The sequence below is a fragment of the Photobacterium lipolyticum genome (assembly GCF_003026475.1).
In the GTDB taxonomy this organism is placed as follows: Bacteria; Pseudomonadota; Gammaproteobacteria; order Enterobacterales; family Vibrionaceae; genus Photobacterium; species Photobacterium lipolyticum.
Genome location: NZ_PYMC01000028.1, coordinates 15,777 through 33,300 on the forward strand (window position 1 = coordinate 15,777; position 17,524 = coordinate 33,300).

At 47.2% G+C, this 17,524-nt stretch carries 16 protein-coding genes and 1 other annotated feature; of the genes, 9 read left to right on the plus strand and 7 right to left on the minus strand.

The window, feature by feature from the left end:
- The first annotated feature begins 81 nt into the window (after positions 1–81).
- The 4 genes from rpsP to rplS are packed head-to-tail and all read left to right on the plus strand — an operon-like array spanning position 82 to position 2,054.
- Positions 82–330 (plus strand): 30S ribosomal protein S16, encoded by a 249-nt coding sequence (gene rpsP / locus C9I89_RS21575; RefSeq protein ID WP_107285389.1) that lies wholly within the window; start codon positions 82–84, stop codon positions 328–330.
- A 29-nt stretch (positions 331–359) separates the two neighbouring features.
- Positions 360–893, plus strand: coding sequence for a ribosome maturation factor RimM (gene rimM, locus C9I89_RS21580; protein WP_107285390.1), 534 nt, complete (start codon positions 360–362; stop codon positions 891–893).
- 26 nt (positions 894–919) lie between these two features.
- Positions 920–1,666 carry a tRNA (guanosine(37)-N1)-methyltransferase TrmD gene (gene trmD / locus C9I89_RS21585; RefSeq protein WP_107285391.1) on the plus strand — a complete coding sequence of 249 codons (747 nt, stop codon included), beginning with the start codon at positions 920–922 and terminating at the stop codon, positions 1,664–1,666.
- A gap of 34 nt (positions 1,667–1,700) precedes the next feature.
- Complete coding sequence (gene rplS, locus C9I89_RS21590) at positions 1,701–2,054, plus strand: 50S ribosomal protein L19 (protein ID WP_107285392.1); 354 nt, start codon at positions 1,701–1,703, stop codon at positions 2,052–2,054.
- A gap of 17 nt (positions 2,055–2,071) precedes the next feature.
- Here the strand turns inward: rplS and C9I89_RS21595 are convergent, their stop codons facing one another.
- The 4 genes from C9I89_RS21595 to C9I89_RS21610 all read right to left on the minus strand — a co-directional run bounded on the left by C9I89_RS21595 (position 2,072) and on the right by C9I89_RS21610 (position 6,627).
- Positions 2,072–2,335, minus strand: a complete 264-nt coding sequence (locus C9I89_RS21595; RefSeq protein ID WP_107285393.1) for a hypothetical protein — start codon at positions 2,333–2,335, stop codon at positions 2,072–2,074.
- A gap of 91 nt (positions 2,336–2,426) precedes the next feature.
- Positions 2,427–3,908, minus strand: coding sequence for a carbon starvation CstA family protein (locus tag C9I89_RS21600; protein ID WP_107285405.1), 1,482 nt, complete (start codon positions 3,906–3,908; stop codon positions 2,427–2,429).
- A gap of 250 nt (positions 3,909–4,158) precedes the next feature.
- Positions 4,159–4,872 carry a two-component system response regulator BtsR gene (btsR, locus tag C9I89_RS21605; RefSeq protein WP_107285406.1) on the minus strand — a complete coding sequence of 238 codons (714 nt, stop codon included), beginning with the start codon at positions 4,870–4,872 and terminating at the stop codon, positions 4,159–4,161.
- A 51-nt stretch (positions 4,873–4,923) separates the two neighbouring features.
- On the minus strand, positions 4,924–6,627 hold the full coding sequence (locus C9I89_RS21610; RefSeq protein WP_107285394.1) for a sensor histidine kinase: 1,704 nt from the start codon (positions 6,625–6,627) through the stop codon (positions 4,924–4,926).
- A gap of 250 nt (positions 6,628–6,877) precedes the next feature.
- Here C9I89_RS21610 and C9I89_RS21615 point away from each other — a divergent pair, with 250 nt between their 5' ends.
- A complete protein-coding gene (locus C9I89_RS21615) occupies positions 6,878–7,951 on the plus strand; it encodes a 3-deoxy-7-phosphoheptulonate synthase (RefSeq protein WP_107285395.1) in 1,074 nt (357 codons plus the stop codon).
- A gap of 171 nt (positions 7,952–8,122) precedes the next feature.
- The gene (tyrA, locus tag C9I89_RS21620) at positions 8,123–9,259 is read left to right on the plus strand and encodes a bifunctional chorismate mutase/prephenate dehydrogenase (protein ID WP_107285396.1); all 1,137 of its coding nucleotides are present in this window, start codon (positions 8,123–8,125) and stop codon (positions 9,257–9,259) included.
- A 274-nt stretch (positions 9,260–9,533) separates the two neighbouring features.
- On the opposite strand, the gene pheA is transcribed toward tyrA, so the two are convergent.
- From pheA to bamD, 3 genes are all read right to left on the minus strand, one after another.
- Complete coding sequence (gene pheA / locus C9I89_RS21625) at positions 9,534–10,709, minus strand: prephenate dehydratase (RefSeq protein WP_107285397.1); 1,176 nt, start codon at positions 10,707–10,709, stop codon at positions 9,534–9,536.
- A 44-nt stretch (positions 10,710–10,753) separates the two neighbouring features.
- Positions 10,754–10,876: a sequence feature (Phe leader region), on the minus strand.
- Between the two features lie 137 nt (positions 10,877–11,013).
- Positions 11,014–11,370, minus strand: a complete 357-nt coding sequence (hpf, locus tag C9I89_RS21630; protein WP_107285398.1) for a ribosome hibernation-promoting factor, HPF/YfiA family — start codon at positions 11,368–11,370, stop codon at positions 11,014–11,016.
- A gap of 402 nt (positions 11,371–11,772) precedes the next feature.
- Positions 11,773–12,498 (minus strand): outer membrane protein assembly factor BamD, encoded by a 726-nt coding sequence (bamD, locus tag C9I89_RS21635; RefSeq protein WP_107285399.1) that lies wholly within the window; start codon positions 12,496–12,498, stop codon positions 11,773–11,775.
- Positions 12,499–12,637: 139 nt separating this feature from the next.
- On the opposite strand from bamD, the gene rluD reads away from it, so the two are divergent.
- From rluD to clpB, 3 genes are all read left to right on the plus strand, one after another.
- On the plus strand, positions 12,638–13,612 hold the full coding sequence (gene rluD / locus C9I89_RS21640) for a 23S rRNA pseudouridine(1911/1915/1917) synthase RluD (protein WP_107285400.1): 975 nt from the start codon (positions 12,638–12,640) through the stop codon (positions 13,610–13,612).
- A 1-nt stretch (position 13,613) separates the two neighbouring features.
- Positions 13,614–14,339 (plus strand): peptidoglycan editing factor PgeF, encoded by a 726-nt coding sequence (gene pgeF, locus C9I89_RS21645; protein WP_107285401.1) that lies wholly within the window; start codon positions 13,614–13,616, stop codon positions 14,337–14,339.
- 150 nt (positions 14,340–14,489) lie between these two features.
- Positions 14,490–17,063, plus strand: a complete 2,574-nt coding sequence (gene clpB / locus C9I89_RS21650) for an ATP-dependent chaperone ClpB (protein ID WP_107285402.1) — start codon at positions 14,490–14,492, stop codon at positions 17,061–17,063.
- Positions 17,064–17,524 lie beyond the last annotated feature (461 nt).

Below are 17,524 nucleotides of genomic sequence, written 5' to 3' on the forward strand. Positions count from 1 at the left end.
GCTTTATTTTTTGGCACGGGCCCCGTTTTTTTGAGACGGGGCCGATTTTATTTACAGTAATGCAAAACTAAAGAGGACGATATGGTTACCATTCGTTTGGCACGTCACGGCGCTAAGAAGCGTCCATTTTACCAAATCGTTGTTGCTGATTCTCGTTGCGCACGCGACGGTCGTAACATCGAAAAAATCGGTTTCTTCAACCCGCTAGCTAAGGGTCAGGAAGAGCGTCTACGTCTAGACCTAGACCGTGTAAATCACTGGGTTGGTCAAGGCGCAGCTGTGTCTGACCGCGCAGCTAAGCTAATCAAAGACGCTTCTAAAGCAGCTTAATTAGCTATATCAGGTAGAAATAGAGAACTATGAGCTCACAAAACCAAGACTTAGTTGTTGTCGGTAAACTGGGTGCCACCTACGGTATCAAGGGTTGGCTCAAGGTTTTTTCCTACACTGAACAGTCTGAAAGTATTTTCTCCTATCAACCTTGGCTTATTAAAGTCAAAGGTGAATGGAAGCCAATCCAGATTGAATCCTGGAAAAAGCATGGTCAGGGCATGGTGGCTAAGTTAGAGGGCCTGGACATCCGCGAGGATGCACAACTGTTCACTAACGCTGAGGTCGCTGTACATGCCGATCAACTGCCAGCGTTGTCAGATGAAGAATTCTACTGGCGCGAATTGTATGGCATGTCTGTTTTCACAACCGAAGGTTACGACCTGGGTAAAGTAACAGACGTCCTGGAAACAGGGTCAAACGATGTATTGGTTGTGAAAGCTAACCTGAAAGATGCTTTTGGACAAAAGGAACGATTAATTCCGTTCCTCGATGAGCAGGTCATCAAGTCGATTGATCGCACTGCTCAGCGGATCGAAGTTGACTGGGATCCTGGATTTTAACCTCTGGTAATATAGCGAGCGAACACATGTGGGTTGGTGTGATCAGCCTTTTTCCTGAAATGTTCGGTGCCATTACCAATTTTGGGGTAACAGGTCAGGCGGTAAAAAAAGGCCTTTTATCTGTCGAAACGTGGAATCCTCGTGATTTTACGCACGACAAACACCGTACGGTAGATGATCGTCCATACGGTGGCGGACCTGGTATGTTAATGATGGTGCAGCCCTTGCGCGATGCCATTCATGCTGCCAAGCAGTCTGCTAAAGGTAAGGCTAAAGTGATTTATCTTTCACCTCAGGGCCGTAAGCTTGATCAAGCGGGCGTTGAGGAACTGGCACAAAATGAGAACCTGATTCTTATTTGTGGCCGTTATGAAGGGATAGATGAGCGCATTATCCAACAAGAGGTAGACGAAGAATGGTCTATTGGGGATTTTGTGCTGACTGGGGGCGAATTGCCAGCCATGACCTTAGTTGATGCAGTCGTTCGGTTTGTGCCGGGCGTACTGGGTGACTTTGCGTCAGCAGAAGAAGATTCTTTTGCAAATGGTTTGTTAGATTGTCCACATTACACGCGTCCCGATGTGTTAGACGGGCAGGAAGTACCTAAGGTACTGATGTCGGGTAACCATAAGGATATTAGCCGCTGGCGATTAAAACAATCGTTAGGCCGTACTTGGCTTAGAAGACCAGAGCTCCTGGAAAACCTAGCTCTGACTGACGATCAGGAATTCTTGCTCGCGGAATTTATTCGCGAATATAAAGCAAGCAATTAATTAATTTAGTATCAGTTTATTCTAGGGTATACCAATGAGTAACATCATCAAGCAGCTCGAAGACGAGCAACTTAAACAAGACCTACCAACTTTTGCACCTGGTGACACTGTTGTCGTTCAGGTTAAAGTAAAAGAAGGTGACCGTGAGCGTCTACAGGCGTTCGAAGGCGTGGTTATCGCTAAGCGTAACCGTGGTCTACATTCTGCATTCACTGTTCGTAAGATCTCGAACGGCGAAGGCGTTGAGCGTGCGTTCCAAACTCACTCTCCAATCGTTGAAAGCATTACTGTTAAGCGTCGTGGTCTAGTACGTCGTGCCAAACTGTACTACCTACGTGAGCGTTCTGGTAAAGCAGCACGTATCAAAGAGAAACTTGTTCGCAAGTAATCTTAAACGTATGACGTTTATTGAGAAAGCCCACCGAAAGGTGGGCTTTTTTTATGAGATGAAAGCGATCCTGGCCCTAGGAAATAACAAAAAGATTCGACATCCTGAAGCTGAAAAATCAGACTTCTGCCAGAACGCCAGAACGCCAGAACGCCAGAACGCCAGAACGCCAGAACGCCAGAACGCCAGAACGCCAGAACGCCAGAACGCCAGAACGCCAGAACGCCAGAACGCCAGAACGCCAGAACGCCAGAACCCCAGCCCCCCCAGAACCAGTTCAAACGTCAGCGAAAATAGGACCGCGCTTTGTTATAAAAAAACCAGCCCCGAAGGACTGGTTCAAAGTAAGCGGCAGCTTAGAGGCGAGAGCAGTTATGCCGTTTCCAGCTTGCCTTTACTTTCTTCATCAGCAAGATCTGTTTCACCTTTGCCTTTCGATCTCTTAATCACAAATGTCATTATAGCCAGGGCCGCGATAACACCGGTAGCCGTTGAAACCACCATCGGCAGGCCGAAACCTAGCTGGCTGTTGTTCAGAATGAAGGTAATACATACCGTGGTCATGAACAACGCAGGAACGGTAGCTACCCAGTGAAACTTGTTGTGACGCAGCAGGTAAGCCGACGCTGTCCACAGCATCATGACTGCCGTCGACTGGTTCGCAAAACCGAAATAGCGCCAGATAATACCGAAATCAACCTGAGTTAGGATACCGCCGAGAATAAACAGAGGCAGTGCCATTAGCAGGCGGTTACGCAGCGATTTCTGTTCCATGTTGAAGTATTCAGCCAGGATAAGACGGCTTGAGCGGAATGCGGTGTCACCAGACGTAATAGGCAGGATAACCACACCAAGGAAAGCCACAATACCACCAAACACACCCAATAGGCCGATAGATGAATTGTAAACCACGCTGCCCGGACCACCGTTGGAAACGGCTTCAGACAGTGCTTCAACAGAGCCGAAGAAAGACAGTGCCAGTGCACACCAGATCAGCGCGATAACACCTTCACCAATCATTGCACCGTAAAAAACAAAACGGCCGTTCTTTTCATTTTCCATGCAACGTGCCATCAGAGGAGACTGAGTCGCGTGGAAACCCGAAATAGCACCGCAGGCGATAGTGATGAATAGGGCAGGCCATAGTGGCAGATCGTTCGGGTTCATGTTGGTGAACATCTGGCTCATCTCGTAGTCACCAAGTAGCGTGTGCTCACTGGAGAAGGCAATCGCGGTGATCAGACCAACAGACATGAAAATTAACAGGGCGCCGAACAGCGGGTAGAAGCGACCAATGATTTTATCAACAGGTACAATCGTTGCGATGATGTAGTAAGCAAAGATAATCACCACCATGGTTGTCATCGACAGACCCATACCGGTCTGCTCGTTAACCAGATTCGTGATCATGCCTGCCGGAGCTGATACGAAGACCACACCAACCAATAGCAACAGTACGATAGCAAAAATATTCATAAAGTGTTTTGCACCGTTGCCCAGGTAGCGACCGGTAATTGTCGGTACTGAAGCGCCGTCGTTGCGTATTGATAGCATGCCAGAGAAGTAATCGTGTACCGCGCCGGCAAAGATACAACCCAAAACAATCCATAGCATTGCGGCCGGACCGTATAAGGCCCCCATGATCGGACCGAAGATTGGCCCGACACCGGCAATATTCAGCAGCTGTACCAGGTAAACTTTTTTGTTTGACATTGGCACGTAGTCAACGCCGTCTTGTTTGCTGTAAGCCGGTGTCTGGCGTTTTTCATTTATACCAAATACTTTTTCAATAAAAGCACCGTAGATAAAGTAACCACCTACCAGTGCAGCCACGCAGAGTAAGAACCAAGTCATAATATTATCTCGCTGTGATGTTTTGGATTTGTTTACAGCTGTCATCTTAAAGCGCCCGGGCACAGATGCACGGGGTAAAACAGCGAGCGGTTATATGGCGGGGCGAATGGTCGATGGGGCGGTTAAGTGGTTTTACTCAGTCAGCTGACGTTCAGGCTTCTTGCCGTTGAGATAGCAAAACACAAAAACGGGCAAATAAATAGTTCGTTATTTATCAATTAGTTAGCTGTCAACTGCCTTTCTGTTCGGGTTAGCTTAAACCATAACGATCTTTGAGTTCTTTCAGGTAGCGGCGACTGACAGGAACCTGATGGCCATGCAACGTGGTAATTTCTGCCAGCCCATTTTCCAGCAATTTTATTTCTCGGATCGCTTGCGGGTGGATCAGGTACTGGCGATGGCAACGGATCAACGGGGTTTTTTCTTCTAATACCTTCAAGGTCAGCTGAGTTGTTGCTGTGGTTTCAGTACTGACAATGTGCACCCCAGACAGATCTGAAAAAGCAAGTTCAATTTCCGTAGGGCGGAGCAGCAAAATACGGTTATGGCCCGTGCAGGGGATCAGTTCCAGCATTTCCGCCACCAAAGGTGAGTAATCTTTGGCTTCACATTCTCGCTTTAACCGATGAATGGTTTTGTTTAAACGGGCCACTTCAATCGGCTTGAGCAGATAATCGAAAGCATTGTCTTCGAAGGCTTTGAGGGCATATTCATCGTAGGCGGTGACAAAAACCACCTTCGGCATGGTCTCGGGATCGAGCATGCTGAGCATTTCAATTCCGGTGATTTGCGGCATTTGAATATCGAGAAAAATCACATCAGGTTTCAGTGCATTGATTTTTTTGAGCCCTTCAATGGCGTTGTTGCAGTTGCCGATAACTTCAATGTCGCCAGTATCATGCAGCAAGTCGATTAACTCTTCTCGCGCATACCGTTCATCGTCAATGACCAATGCCTTAATCATGTTGTTTTTCCCCATTGTTATGCCGCTTCTCCATTGGTATGGCGTTGTTTTCTATTGGTCTCGTTTCTTCTGCTCTGCGGACACCGCTTTATCTGCCGGTAGAGTAATGATTGCCTGAGTCCACGCATCTCGCTGGCAGCTCATGGTCAGGCCGTATTGCTCACCAAACATATTTTTCAGTCGCTTATCGACTATTTTCATTCCCAGCCCGATTTCTTCGCTGTCTGAACGATAGTTACCGGCATTGTCTTTCACCGTTAAAATGATCTGTCCGTTTTGTGAATAGCCGCGAATAATAATTTTACCATTTTCCAGCAGTGACGATGTACCGTGTTTAATGGCATTTTCAACCAGAGGCTGCAGCGTAAAGGTCGGTACCTGTATCGCCAATAACCCTGGCTCAACGGCGATTTCAACATCAAGGCGATCAGAAAAACGTGCCAGTTCAATTTCTAAATAGGAGTGAATATGGTGCAGTTCTTCTTCTATGGTAACGGTTTCGATGTTCTGTTTTAAATTACGCCGGAAAAACTGAGACAGGTGTTGGATAAGTTCTCGGGCTTTATCCGGATCCCGGCGTATTACGGCGTTAATGGTATTGAGCGCATTGAACAAGAAGTGCGGATTAACCTGCGCTTGCAGCAAGCGTAACTCTGCTTGGGTCAGCAGGGTTTGCTGTTGAATATAACGTCCAGTTAGTATTTGATTAGAAAGTAGTTTTGCAATCCCTTCACCGAGTGTCAGATTGACGGTAGAAAATAGTTTACGCTTAGGCTCATAGAGTTTAATGGTACCCAGCACATCGTTGTTACCTCCCATCAACGGGATCACCAAGGCTGAGCCCAATGGGCATTTTTCATGCAGGGAACAGCTATAAGGCATCTCATAACCATCAGCATAGACCAGTTCACCGTTATCAATGGCACGGCGGGTGTAACCTGAAGAGATTGGGGTGCCTGGCAGGTGGTGGTCATCACCGATACCAATAAAGGCGAGAATTTTATCCCGATCTGTAATGGCAACAGCGCCGACGCCAGTTTCTTCATAGACAATTCGGGCTATCTGTTTGGTGTTTTCCTGGTTGAATCCCTGGCTGAGAATACCCACCGAACGCTGGGCAATTTTTAAGGCCAGGCTTGAAAAGGCCGCAGAGTATTTTTCATAGATAGTTTTACGATCCCGAATGATACTCATAAAGAGCGCAGCCCCGACCGAGTTGGCAATAACCATCGGCAAGGCGATAGCACTGACCAGATGCAGCGCCTGATCATAGGGTTTCGCCACGATCAGAATAATAAACATCTGGATGATTTCAGCAACTAAGGTAATGGTAAATACCACAAACGGTTTATACAGCTGATCAACCTGACCGCGCCGGACATAGTAGCTGTGTAATAAACCGCCCAGTACCCCTTCGGTTGTCGTTGAAATGGCACAGGCAACGTCGGTAAACCCGCCCATGCCATAGCGGTGTAACCCGCCGGTCAGACCAACCGCAAAGCCAACGAACGGCCCGCCGAGTAATCCCCCCATGACGGCACCAATGGCTCGGGTATTGGCAATGGCATCCTCAATATTCAGGCCAAAGTAAGTGCCTAAAATACAGAAAAGGGAAAACAGCACATAGCAGGAAAATCGCTGCGATAAGCGGCCAGAAACGGTAGTAATTGGCATAAACAGCGGGGTTTTACTTAGTAAGTAAGCAATGACCAAGTAGACGCTGAGTTGCTGTAATAGGGAAAAAATCAGTTCCATGATGAATCTGTGAAATAGATGAGCTCTGTCACTAGGGTATCTGGGTTTGTGTTGATAACCCAAGTGGAATTTGATGTAAATATAAGTTTACATGCGGTGTTTTTTCTTTACACCCACTTGCAAGGAGTCGAAATTCCTTGTTATGGTTGAGCCAGAATAACAGGGCAAACCTGTTTTACTTTTCAAATATACGGTAGTCAGGTCGGCCGCAACCACCTGCTAGCAGAATCACGATGACAGGGAAGCCGACATGCAAAAAGACCAGCTGAATAACATTCACATTCAAGATGAGCGCGTATTGATCACCCCGCAGCAGTTGAAAAATAAACTGCCAGTGAGTGACGAGGCTTTGAGTTTTATCCGTCAGTCACGCCAGATCATTGCAGACATCACCCATAAACGTGATCACCGTGTGCTGGTGGTCTGCGGCCCATGTTCAATTCATGATATTGAAGCGGCAAAAACTTATGCCGTGAAGTTAAAGCAGCTGTCCGAAGAGCTCAAAGATCAACTGTATATTGTGATGCGAGTCTACTTTGAAAAACCGCGTACTACGGTGGGCTGGAAAGGACTGATCAATGACCCGTACCTTGATGGGTCTTTTGAAATTGAAGATGGCCTGCATATTGCGCGTCAACTACTGATCGATCTTGTTGAAATGGGTATTCCTCTGGCAACCGAAGCATTGGATCCAATCAGTCCGCAATATCTTGGTGATTTGTTCAGCTGGGCGGCCATTGGTGCCCGAACCACGGAATCACAAACCCACCGCGAAATGGCAAGTGGCCTGTCGATGCCAGTGGGGTTTAAAAATGGCACCGACGGTAGCCTGGCAACGGCGATTAATGCAATGCAAGCTGCCGCGTCTGGTCACCGGTTTATGGGGATCAACCGTGAAGGTCAGGTTGCATTACTCAATACCCAAGGTAATCCGGACGGTCATGTCATTCTGCGTGGTGGTAAACAGACCAACTACGATTCAGTCTCTGTGACTGAGTGTGAAAACGAGATGATTGCTTCAGGCCTTTCACCGTCCTTAATGATAGACTGTAGCCATGCAAACTCAAGAAAAGACTACCGTCGTCAGCCACTTGTGGCAGAAGACGTGATTCATCAAATCCGTGAAGGCAACAAGTCGATCATTGGTCTGATGATTGAGAGTCACTTAAACGAAGGCAGTCAGAGTGCTGATTTACGGCGTGAAGAAATGGCTTACGGGGTGTCGATCACCGATGGATGTATTAGTTGGGAAGCGACAGAAACCTTACTTCGTCATGCTCACCAGGAGTTAGCCCCATTCTTGCAGGAACGCTGTGAAGGGTAACAGATCCATTTCATTGCATATCGTTCATTAGCGCCATCGAAAGTACTCATTTAGAGAGTGGTCACAGCAGGCGCGCTTTCGCTTGGCGCTTGAATGACATAGCTGCGAGCTGGCGGTGACAAGTATGGGTATGCCAATCGGTATTAAATAAAGGTGGAATAAGTAGAGATCATGGTTGCTGAACTGAGCAAGTTAAGAGATCAAATCGATGATGTTGATCAGCAGATGGTTGAGCTTTTAGCTCGTCGTCTGGCATTGGTAGAAGAAGTCGGTCATGTAAAAAGCAAGCATGGTTTGCCTATTTATGCGCCTGACCGTGAAGCGGCGATGCTGGCCTCACGCCGCCAGGAAGCTGAGCATAAAGGGGTTCCCCCCGATCTGATTGAAGATATTCTGCGCCGTACCATGCGTGAGTCCTATTCGAGCGAGAATGACTCCGGCTTTAAATGCCTGAAGCCAGAGCTACGCCCAATTGTTGTCGTGGGTGGGTATGGTCAGCTCGGTGGGTTATTCTGCCGTTTATTTGAATTATCAGGTTATCAGGTTCGTAAATTAGGGAGTCAGGATTGGGATTGTGCCGATGACATCCTGGCAGATGCCGGAATGGTCGTTGTGTCGGTGCCGATTAACCTCACTGAACAAATTATTGCCAAGTTAGATCATCTTCCTGACGATTGTATTCTCGCTGATCTGACTTCCATTAAGAGCGGGCCGCTGCAAGCCATGCTGGAAGTGCATCGCGGGCCGGTGATTGGTTTGCACCCGATGTTTGGTCCCGATATTGCCAGCCTGGCTAAACAGGTGGTTGTCTATTGCGATGGCCGTCATCCCGAAAGCTACCAGTGGCTACTGGAGCAGATTCAGATTTGGGGGGCGACATTAAACCGTATCAGTGCGATTGAGCATGATCAGGGTATGACCTTAATTCAGGCTCTGCGCCACTTCACTTCATTTGTCTATGGTGTGCATCTGGCCGAAGAAGATCCGCAGCTTGAACTGCTGTTATCGCTGAGTTCGCCAATCTATCGTCTGGAGCTGGCGATGGTCGGGCGCTTGTTTGCCCAGGATGCCCAGTTATATGCCGATATTATTATGTCTGCCCCGCAAAATCTGGCGATGATTAAGCGTTTTCACCAACGTTTTGGTGAGGCGATTGAAATGCTGGAGCGTCAGGATAAAGAAGCGTTCACCCAAGCGTTTAATCAGGTTGAGCATTGGTTCGGGGATTATGCGCAGCACTTTTTAACCGAAAGCCAGGGGCTACTCCGACAGGCGAACGATTCAACGCATAGAGGCAAAAAGGGCTAGGCTCGAGTAAATGAAGGTACTAGGAAGAGCGGTAAAGTTTGATACTGAGTATCAACAAACGTCATCCTTTTCCTAGCACCTGGTACTCTTTCACATAAATTATGAATAGTTGAAGAGCCTAAATCCGTCATCCCGGAATCGAGGTACGAGATATCCGGGATCCAGCTCTGATCGTGTGCGCCTTAGATTCCGTATAAGTTCGTTCCTCACTTTACGGAATGACGATGTTTTGTGATTGAACTGGTCAAAACTTCTGTAATTAAGTACTCGCTACTTATTCCTCGATTTCCACTTCCGTTGGCTTCACATTTTCACTTGGGTAGCAGCCCAGTGCTTTGATAAAGCGGGTTAAGCGAGTCAGCTCTTCCAGTGCCTGCTGCATGACGTCAGATTTCAGGTTCACTTCGACATCGAGATAGAACATTTCTTCCCAAGGATTGCCAATAACCGGACGTGATTCCAGTTTTGTCATATTGATGTTCAGGTTGCGTAGTACCAATAAGCATTCCACCAACGAACCGGCTTTCTGCGCCGTTGACATAATCAGCGTCGTTTTGGCCGGGATCAGAGGAGTGACTTCGACAGGTTTACGTGCAACGACGATAAAGCGGGTAAAATTTTCATGCTGATTGGCAATATTGGTCTTAAGTGGCGTCAAGCCATAAAGTTCACCACTGGAAGCATTACCAATCGCAGCAACATTCGGTTGCTTTAATTCAGCGACTTTTTTCATGGCCTCAGCCGTGCTTGAACAGTACTCCTGGGTAATATTGCCCATTGAGTGCAGGTATTCACTGCATTGCTGGTGAGGTTGCGGATGAGAGTAGAGGGTATCGATCTTTGCAATATTGGTATCAACCGCTGTTAGCAGGCAGTGTTCAATGGGTTGGGTGATTTCCCCCACAATCGATAGGCTGGTGTGCTGCAGCAGATCGTAAACTTCATTGATTGAGCCAGAACTCGTGTTCTCAATCGGTAGCACACCGTAATCGGCATTGCCGGTTTCGACCACATTGATGACATCGCGGAATGTCGAGCAGCTTATTTCCACCAGTTGAGTTTGTTTGCGGCTGAAGTAATTGCGACTGGCCAGATGAGAATAGGAGCCCTTGGCGCCGAGGAAAGAGACCCGGGCGACGGGCTGCTGACTGTCAGGATTAGTAAGCTTTTGCAAATAGGCCTGTTGAAACAGGACGGAGTCTTCAATAATAGTGTGGAAGATTTGGGTTATGTACTGTGAGTCCAGTTGTTCGGCTTTGCCTGCCTCTATCAGGCGAAGGAGCAGCTCTTGCTCCCGGGCCTGATCGCGCACAGGCTTTGCAGTTTCTATTTTACTCTTTGCGACTTCCAAACTCAGCTGGCGGCGTTCGGCCAACAGCTTGATAATCTCATTATCAATACGACTGACATTCTTGCGAATATCATCAAGTGAATAGTGCTGCTCTGTCATTGTAAGTCCCTGTCTGATCTCATCTTGTCTTTACCGATGCCGAATACAAAAAAGCCCCCCTTTGTGGGAGGCTATCTATTCGTCTTTAGCTTGTTTCTAGCGTAACGAAAAGCCCCCGTTAAGGTGACATAAAAAAGAAGCTAAAGAAAAACAGCTGAATGACTGGCATGGTAGTGATGGCTTAGTTATGTGGTGAATATGACTCAACATTATTCAGCCAGCTTAGGCTTGTCAAGAGTAATTAACATTTGAACGAAAACAGCCCCGCGACTGGCGGGGCTGTTTATAATTCCTCTCTTAGACGTTATGCGTCTGCATCTTCTGTTGCCACTTCTTCTTCAGCAACTTCAGGTTTTTCACAGTGGCTGGCGCGGCGAGCTGCTGGTTTTTGTGTCTGTTTCTTTAGCTGGCGTTCTAGCTTTTGATAAAGCTCGGTAATCGCTCCATACATGTCATCGTGTTCCGCTGAGGCGACAATTTTCCCTCCTGGAATGGCGGCGGATGCTTCGATTTTAAATTTTCTGCTTGGTTCTTTACTAATCACGGCATGTTTGCTGATCAGTGGTACCTGAAACTTTTCTAACTTCTTAAACTTAAATTCAATACGTTCACGGATAGCAGGGGTGATATCGATGTTTTTACCGGTGATTTCTACTGTCATAATTATCTTTCCTCTTTTGCTACCCTTTGTTGGGTTAACTTCAGATTACTAAAATTCAGAGGTTATAATGTGACATGTCTCACACTTTAGCTTTTAAAAGAATAACTCGAAACATTCTGTGACCGGGTGTTATTTGTGATAAAAAAGTTTGGATAAAGTGCTTGTCGAACACCTCAAGATTAAGGCAGTATGAAGAAATCATAAACACTGGCGGCTTGTGCTGACTAGGGAACTTTTTCGAACTATAGCAATGGTTTGGGTGAAGTTTAACCAAGTGTTAGAGACCTCTCCGGCGTCGGGAACAGCTAGTTGCAGCGGCATTGACAGAACAAAGAATACAAAAACGGCAGCCATCAGGCTGCCGTTTGCTTATTAGAACGTATGCTTGGTGCTTTTAACCGATCAGTTCGGATTTAAGGCGATCAGTTTTTGGGTGTTCTCGATAGGTTCTTGTAAACCTAACTCTTCATATGCGGTCAGCATTAATTCCAGTGACTGACGAGCAGCCTTGGTATCCGGATATAAACGCTGAATTTGCTGACATCGGTTAATGGCGGCAATCCAAGCTTCGCGGCGAATATAAAAGTCGGCTGAAGCAAGTTCATAGTCAGCCAGGCGGTTCTTCAGGTAAATCATCCGAGCTTTGGAGTCTGCGGCATACTGGCTGTCCGGATAACGATCTAACAAGCGTTTGAAATCACGGAATGCCTTGCGTGCTGGTTCAGGATCTCGATCATGACGATCAATGCTGAATACGTCATGCATGAAGCTGCGATCCTGGGCCATGTTGGTCAGGCCACGCATGTATAGCACCCAGTCCGCTTTTTCATGCGCCGGATTTAAACGGTTGAATCGATCTATGGTTGCTTCACCTAAGGCCAAATCGTCATTTTTGTAATAGGCATAAATGAGATCTAGTTGTACCTGCTCAGAGTACGCGCCAAAAGGGTAGCGTGAATCAAGTGTTTCTAAACGTTCGATGGCAGTAGTCCAGCTGCCACTCTGCAAAGCTTGCTGAGCCGTTGTATACAGTTCTGATGGCGGTACATCAGGCACAATTTCTTCAGTGCTGGAACAGCCTGAAAGAATGGCAACGGCAAGAAGAGTCGTAATTGTCAGGCGTTTCATTGCGGCGTCAGATTCCTTGATAAAAAATTTTATTTGTGTGATCCATTACGGTCTGAGTCGTTAACAGATACAATGACACTATTAGGTTATTTTACGCAGCGTATGGCTATTAGTCTCACGCTTTTTGAAAAAGTTCGTTATGGCACAGAAAATAGAGTTAACAAATACAGTAAATGAGAGCCAATTAGGTCTGCGCCTTGATCAGACTATTGCTGAATTATATCCAGATTATTCGCGTTCGCGCATTAAAGAGTGGATTTTAAATGGCATGGTTTCAGTCAATGGCGAAATCGTCAAGAAGCCTCGTGCAAAAATGATGGGTGGCGAAGCACTGGTAGTCAACGCTGACATCGAAGATGAAGAACGTTGGATCGCGCAAGATATCCCATTGAATATTGTCTATGAAGATGATGATATTTTGGTGATCAACAAACCGCGTGATTTAGTCGTCCATCCAGGTGCGGGTACCCCCGATGGTACCGTGCTAAATGGATTGCTTTTCCATTGTCCGGCACTGGCTGAAGTGCCTCGTGCCGGTATTGTTCACCGTCTCGATAAAGACACCACGGGTCTGATGGTCGTTGCCAAGACGATTCAGTCACAGACGCGTCTGGTTCGTGCGTTGCAAAAACGTAAGATCACCCGTGAGTATGAAGCTATTGCGATTGGTAAAATGGTGGGTGGCGGTACGGTAGAGAAGCCAATTGGTCGCCATTCGACCAAGCGTACCTGTATGGCAGTACATGAATTAGGTAAGCCTGCAATCACCCATTATCGTGTTGCTGAGCATTTCCGTGAGCATACCCGTCTTGTGCTCCGTCTCGAAACGGGTCGTACTCACCAGATCCGTGTCCATATGGCATATCTTTCTCACCCATTGGTTGGCGATCTGCAATATGGTGGTCGTCCGCGTCCGCCACGTAATGCTTCTCCGGAACTGATCCAGGCACTGCGTGCTTTTGATCGTCAGGCTCTGCATGCACGTATGTTACGTCTTGCGCACCCGATGACAGGGGAAATCATGGAATGGCATGCACCGCTACCGAGCGATTTTGTGGCGATGGCTGAGATCCTGCGTAAAGATAAGCAAGAACATCAGGACGACGAGTACTAAGATGTGGGTTATTCCTGACTGGCCTGCGCCCAAAAATGTAAAAGCAGTCAGTACCATTCGCAAGGGTGGGTTTAGTGCTGGACCATATGATGGGTTTAATCTGGGGCTTCATGTCGGGGATAACGTAGAACACGTTCAGCACAATCGTGATTTCTTACAGCAAGAGCTGGAGTTAACGTTAGCTCCGGCCTGGTTGAATCAGATCCACAGTAATCGAGTCATCGAGCTGGAAAAACCACTGAGCGCGATAGTTGATGCCGATGGCAGTTATACTCAGCGTTCCGGTCTGGCTTGTGCAATCATGACCGCAGATTGTCTGCCCGTGCTGCTGTGTGATCGTGCCGGAACCCAAGTGGCAGCGGTACATGCTGGCTGGCGTGGTTTGGCGGGTGGAATTATTGACGCTGCACTGGCAAAGTTCTCAGTACCCTCTTCTGAAATCATGGTCTGGTTAGGCCCGGCAATTGGTCCGACCGCGTTTGAAGTCGGGGGCGAAGTGCGGGAACAGTTTATGGCGCTGGATCCAAATGCCGAACAGGCATTTGTGGCTTACGGTGATAAGTGGCTGGCAAATCTTTATCTGTTAGCAACCCAGCGTTTGCACTCATATGGTGTCACTCTGGTGTATGGCGGTGAACATTGCACCTTTAGCGAGCCGGAGCGGTTTTATTCATATCGCCGAGAACCCGTTACCGGGCGTCAGGCCTCTTTGATTTGGCTCGACTGATACTATTTTGATTTCCTCAAAAAGCGACGTGAAAACGTCGCTTTTTTATCCAATATTCCCTCTCTTACTTAGTCGTAACGCTTGAAAAATTCTCTGCTAGTATCCATATAACTGATAGTAGAAAAATTATTATGGATACTGGGAGGACTTATGCGTCTTGACCGATTTACCAGCAAATTTCAAATGGCGATCTCTGATGCTCAATCGCTGGCTTTAGGGCGAGACCATCAGTATATCGAACCCGCCCACCTGATGGTGGCGTTACTGAATCAGGATGGCAGCACAATTCGCCCGTTGCTGACCATGCTGAATGTCGATATCTCCCAATTGCGCTCCAGCCTGGCAGAGCTGCTTGACCGTTTACCGAAAGTAACAGGTATTGGCGGCGACGTTCAGTTGTCACATGGCATGGGCATTTTACTCAACATGTGCGACAAGCTGGCACAGAAACGCAAAGATAAATTTATCTCTTCTGAATTGTTTATTCTGGCTGCAGTGGATGACAACGGGCCACTCGGAAAGCTGTTGAAAGATTCAGGGCTGACAGCTGCAAACATTGAACAGGCGATTGATCAGGTGCGTGGCGGACAAAAAGTAGATGATCAAAATGCGGAAGAAAATCGTCAGGCCTTAGAAAAGTTCACCATTGATCTGACCGAGCGTGCAGAGCAGGGAAAGTTGGATCCTGTTATTGGTCGGGATGATGAGATCCGCCGTACGATTCAGGTTCTTCAGCGCCGAACTAAAAATAACCCGGTCATTATTGGCGAACCAGGGGTGGGTAAAACCGCCATCGTTGAAGGGCTGGCTCAGCGTATTGTGAACGGTGAAGTACCTGAAGGATTACGTAATAAGCGTGTGCTTTCTCTTGATATGGGCGCACTGATTGCCGGTGCAAAATTTCGAGGTGAATTTGAAGAGCGTTTGAAATCGGTGTTAAACGAGCTTTCTCAAGAAGAAGGCAGCGTGATTTTATTCATTGATGAGTTGCATACCATGGTTGGCGCGGGTAAAGGCGAAGGATCAATGGATGCGGGCAATATGCTCAAGCCTGCGTTGGCCCGAGGCGAATTACACTGCGTGGGGGCGACTACCCTCGACGAATATCGAAAGTATATAGAGAAAGATGCAGCGTTGGAGCGTCGTTTCCAGAAAGTGCTGGTGGATGAGCCGACGGTTGAAGATACCATTGCCATATTACGTGGCTTGAAAGAGCGTTACGAGTTGCACCACCATGTAGAAATTACCGATCCGGCAATTGTCGCTGCAGCCAGGTTGTCTCACCGCTACGTCTCAGATCGCCAGTTGCCAGATAAAGCGATCGACTTAATCGATGAGGCAGCATCGAGCATTCGTATGCAGATTGATTCTAAGCCGGAATCCCTGGATCGATTGGAACGCCGTATCATCCAGCTCAAGATTGAACAGCAGGCGTTGGTAAAAGAAAGCGATGAAGCCAGTCAGAAGCGTCTGAGTGATCTGTGTAAAGAACTCGACAGTAAAGAGCGTGATTATGCCGAGCTGGAAGAAGTTTGGAATGCTGAAAAAGCAGCCCTGTCCGGTACGCAATACATTAAGTCCGAGCTGGAACAAGCCCGTACCGATATGGAAATTGCCCGCCGTGCTGGTGATCTGAATCGTATGTCGGAGCTGCAATACGGTAAAATCCCTGCGCTGGAAAAACAGCTGGATCTGGCAGCTCAAGCTGAAATGCAGGAAATGAGCCTGCTGAAAAATAAAGTTACAGAAGCTGAAATTGCAGAAGTGCTTTCTCGCCAGACCGGCATTCCTGTGGCAAAAATGCTTGAAGGTGAGCGTGATAAGTTACTGCGTATGGAAGAGGAACTCCATAAGCGGGTTATTGGGCAGAATGAAGCGGTTGAGGCGGTATCGAATGCCATCCGCCGTAGCCGTGCGGGGTTATCTGATCCAAATCGCCCAATCGGTTCCTTCATATTTTTAGGCCCTACCGGGGTCGGTAAAACAGAATTGTGTAAATCACTGGCTAACTTCCTGTTTGACAGTGAAGATAATATGGTTCGACTCGATATGTCGGAGTTCATGGAGAAACACTCGGTGGCGCGTTTGGTCGGTGCACCTCCCGGCTATGTTGGCTATGAAGAAGGGGGGTATTTGACAGAAGCCGTTCGTCGTCGCCCATACTCAGTCATTTTATTAGATGAAGTGGAAAAAGCGCACCCGGATGTCTTCAATATTCTGTTACAGGTGCTTGATGATGGTCGTCTGACTGATGGTCAGGGGCGCACCGTTGATTTTCGTAATAGTGTCATTATCATGACGTCCAACCTAGGTTCTGATCGTATTCAGGAGCACTTTGGTGAGTTGGATTACGAAGGTATTAAAAATATTGTAATGGAAGTGGTCGGCCAGCATTTCCGTCCGGAGTTTATTAACCGTGTTGATGAAACCGTTGTCTTCCACCCATTAGGTCAGGAAAACCTCAAGCATATAGCAGATATTCAGATTGCACGTTTGATTAAACGTCTGGAAGAAAAAGACTATGTGCTTAACTTGCAAGAAAGTGCATTAGAGCTTATTGCTGAAGCGGGTTTTGATCCTGTCTTTGGTGCGCGTCCGCTGAAACGCGCCATTCAGCAGTATATTGAGAACCCGTTAGCGCAGGATATTCTGGCCGGTAAATTGGTGACCGGGAAAATCATCAATATAGAGGCTGAAGATGGGCATATTGTTGCGAAGCAATAACAGCTGTTAACTCTGTTTGAGTACCTCTTGTCATTATTTAAACACCTGCTTCTATCTGAAGCAGGTGTTTTTGTTTCTGGTAGAAGAGCAGGCAAACCGATAAAAGCAATTTTAAAGATAAATTTTAACCAAATAACGCGCTGTTGTTTGTATTTTATTCGGTTGGTTGTTTTTGATGACTTTTTTTCAAAAAAGCTATTGCCAATGTGATCGAAGTCTCTATAATGCCGCCTCACTGACTCGGAGCACGGCAACTTAAGCCGGTAACCACTCAGTATGTTCTTTAACAATTTGACCATGCAATCTGTGTGGGCACTCGTGAAATGATTCGTCGAAAGATTTATCAATGAACTGAGTGACCGAACGATATGGTTCCTGCAGAGGAATGATATTGGCACAGTCAATTTACGTTTCAACTTCGGTTGAAACAGAAAATCAGTAAAAATCATTGAGCCGTATCG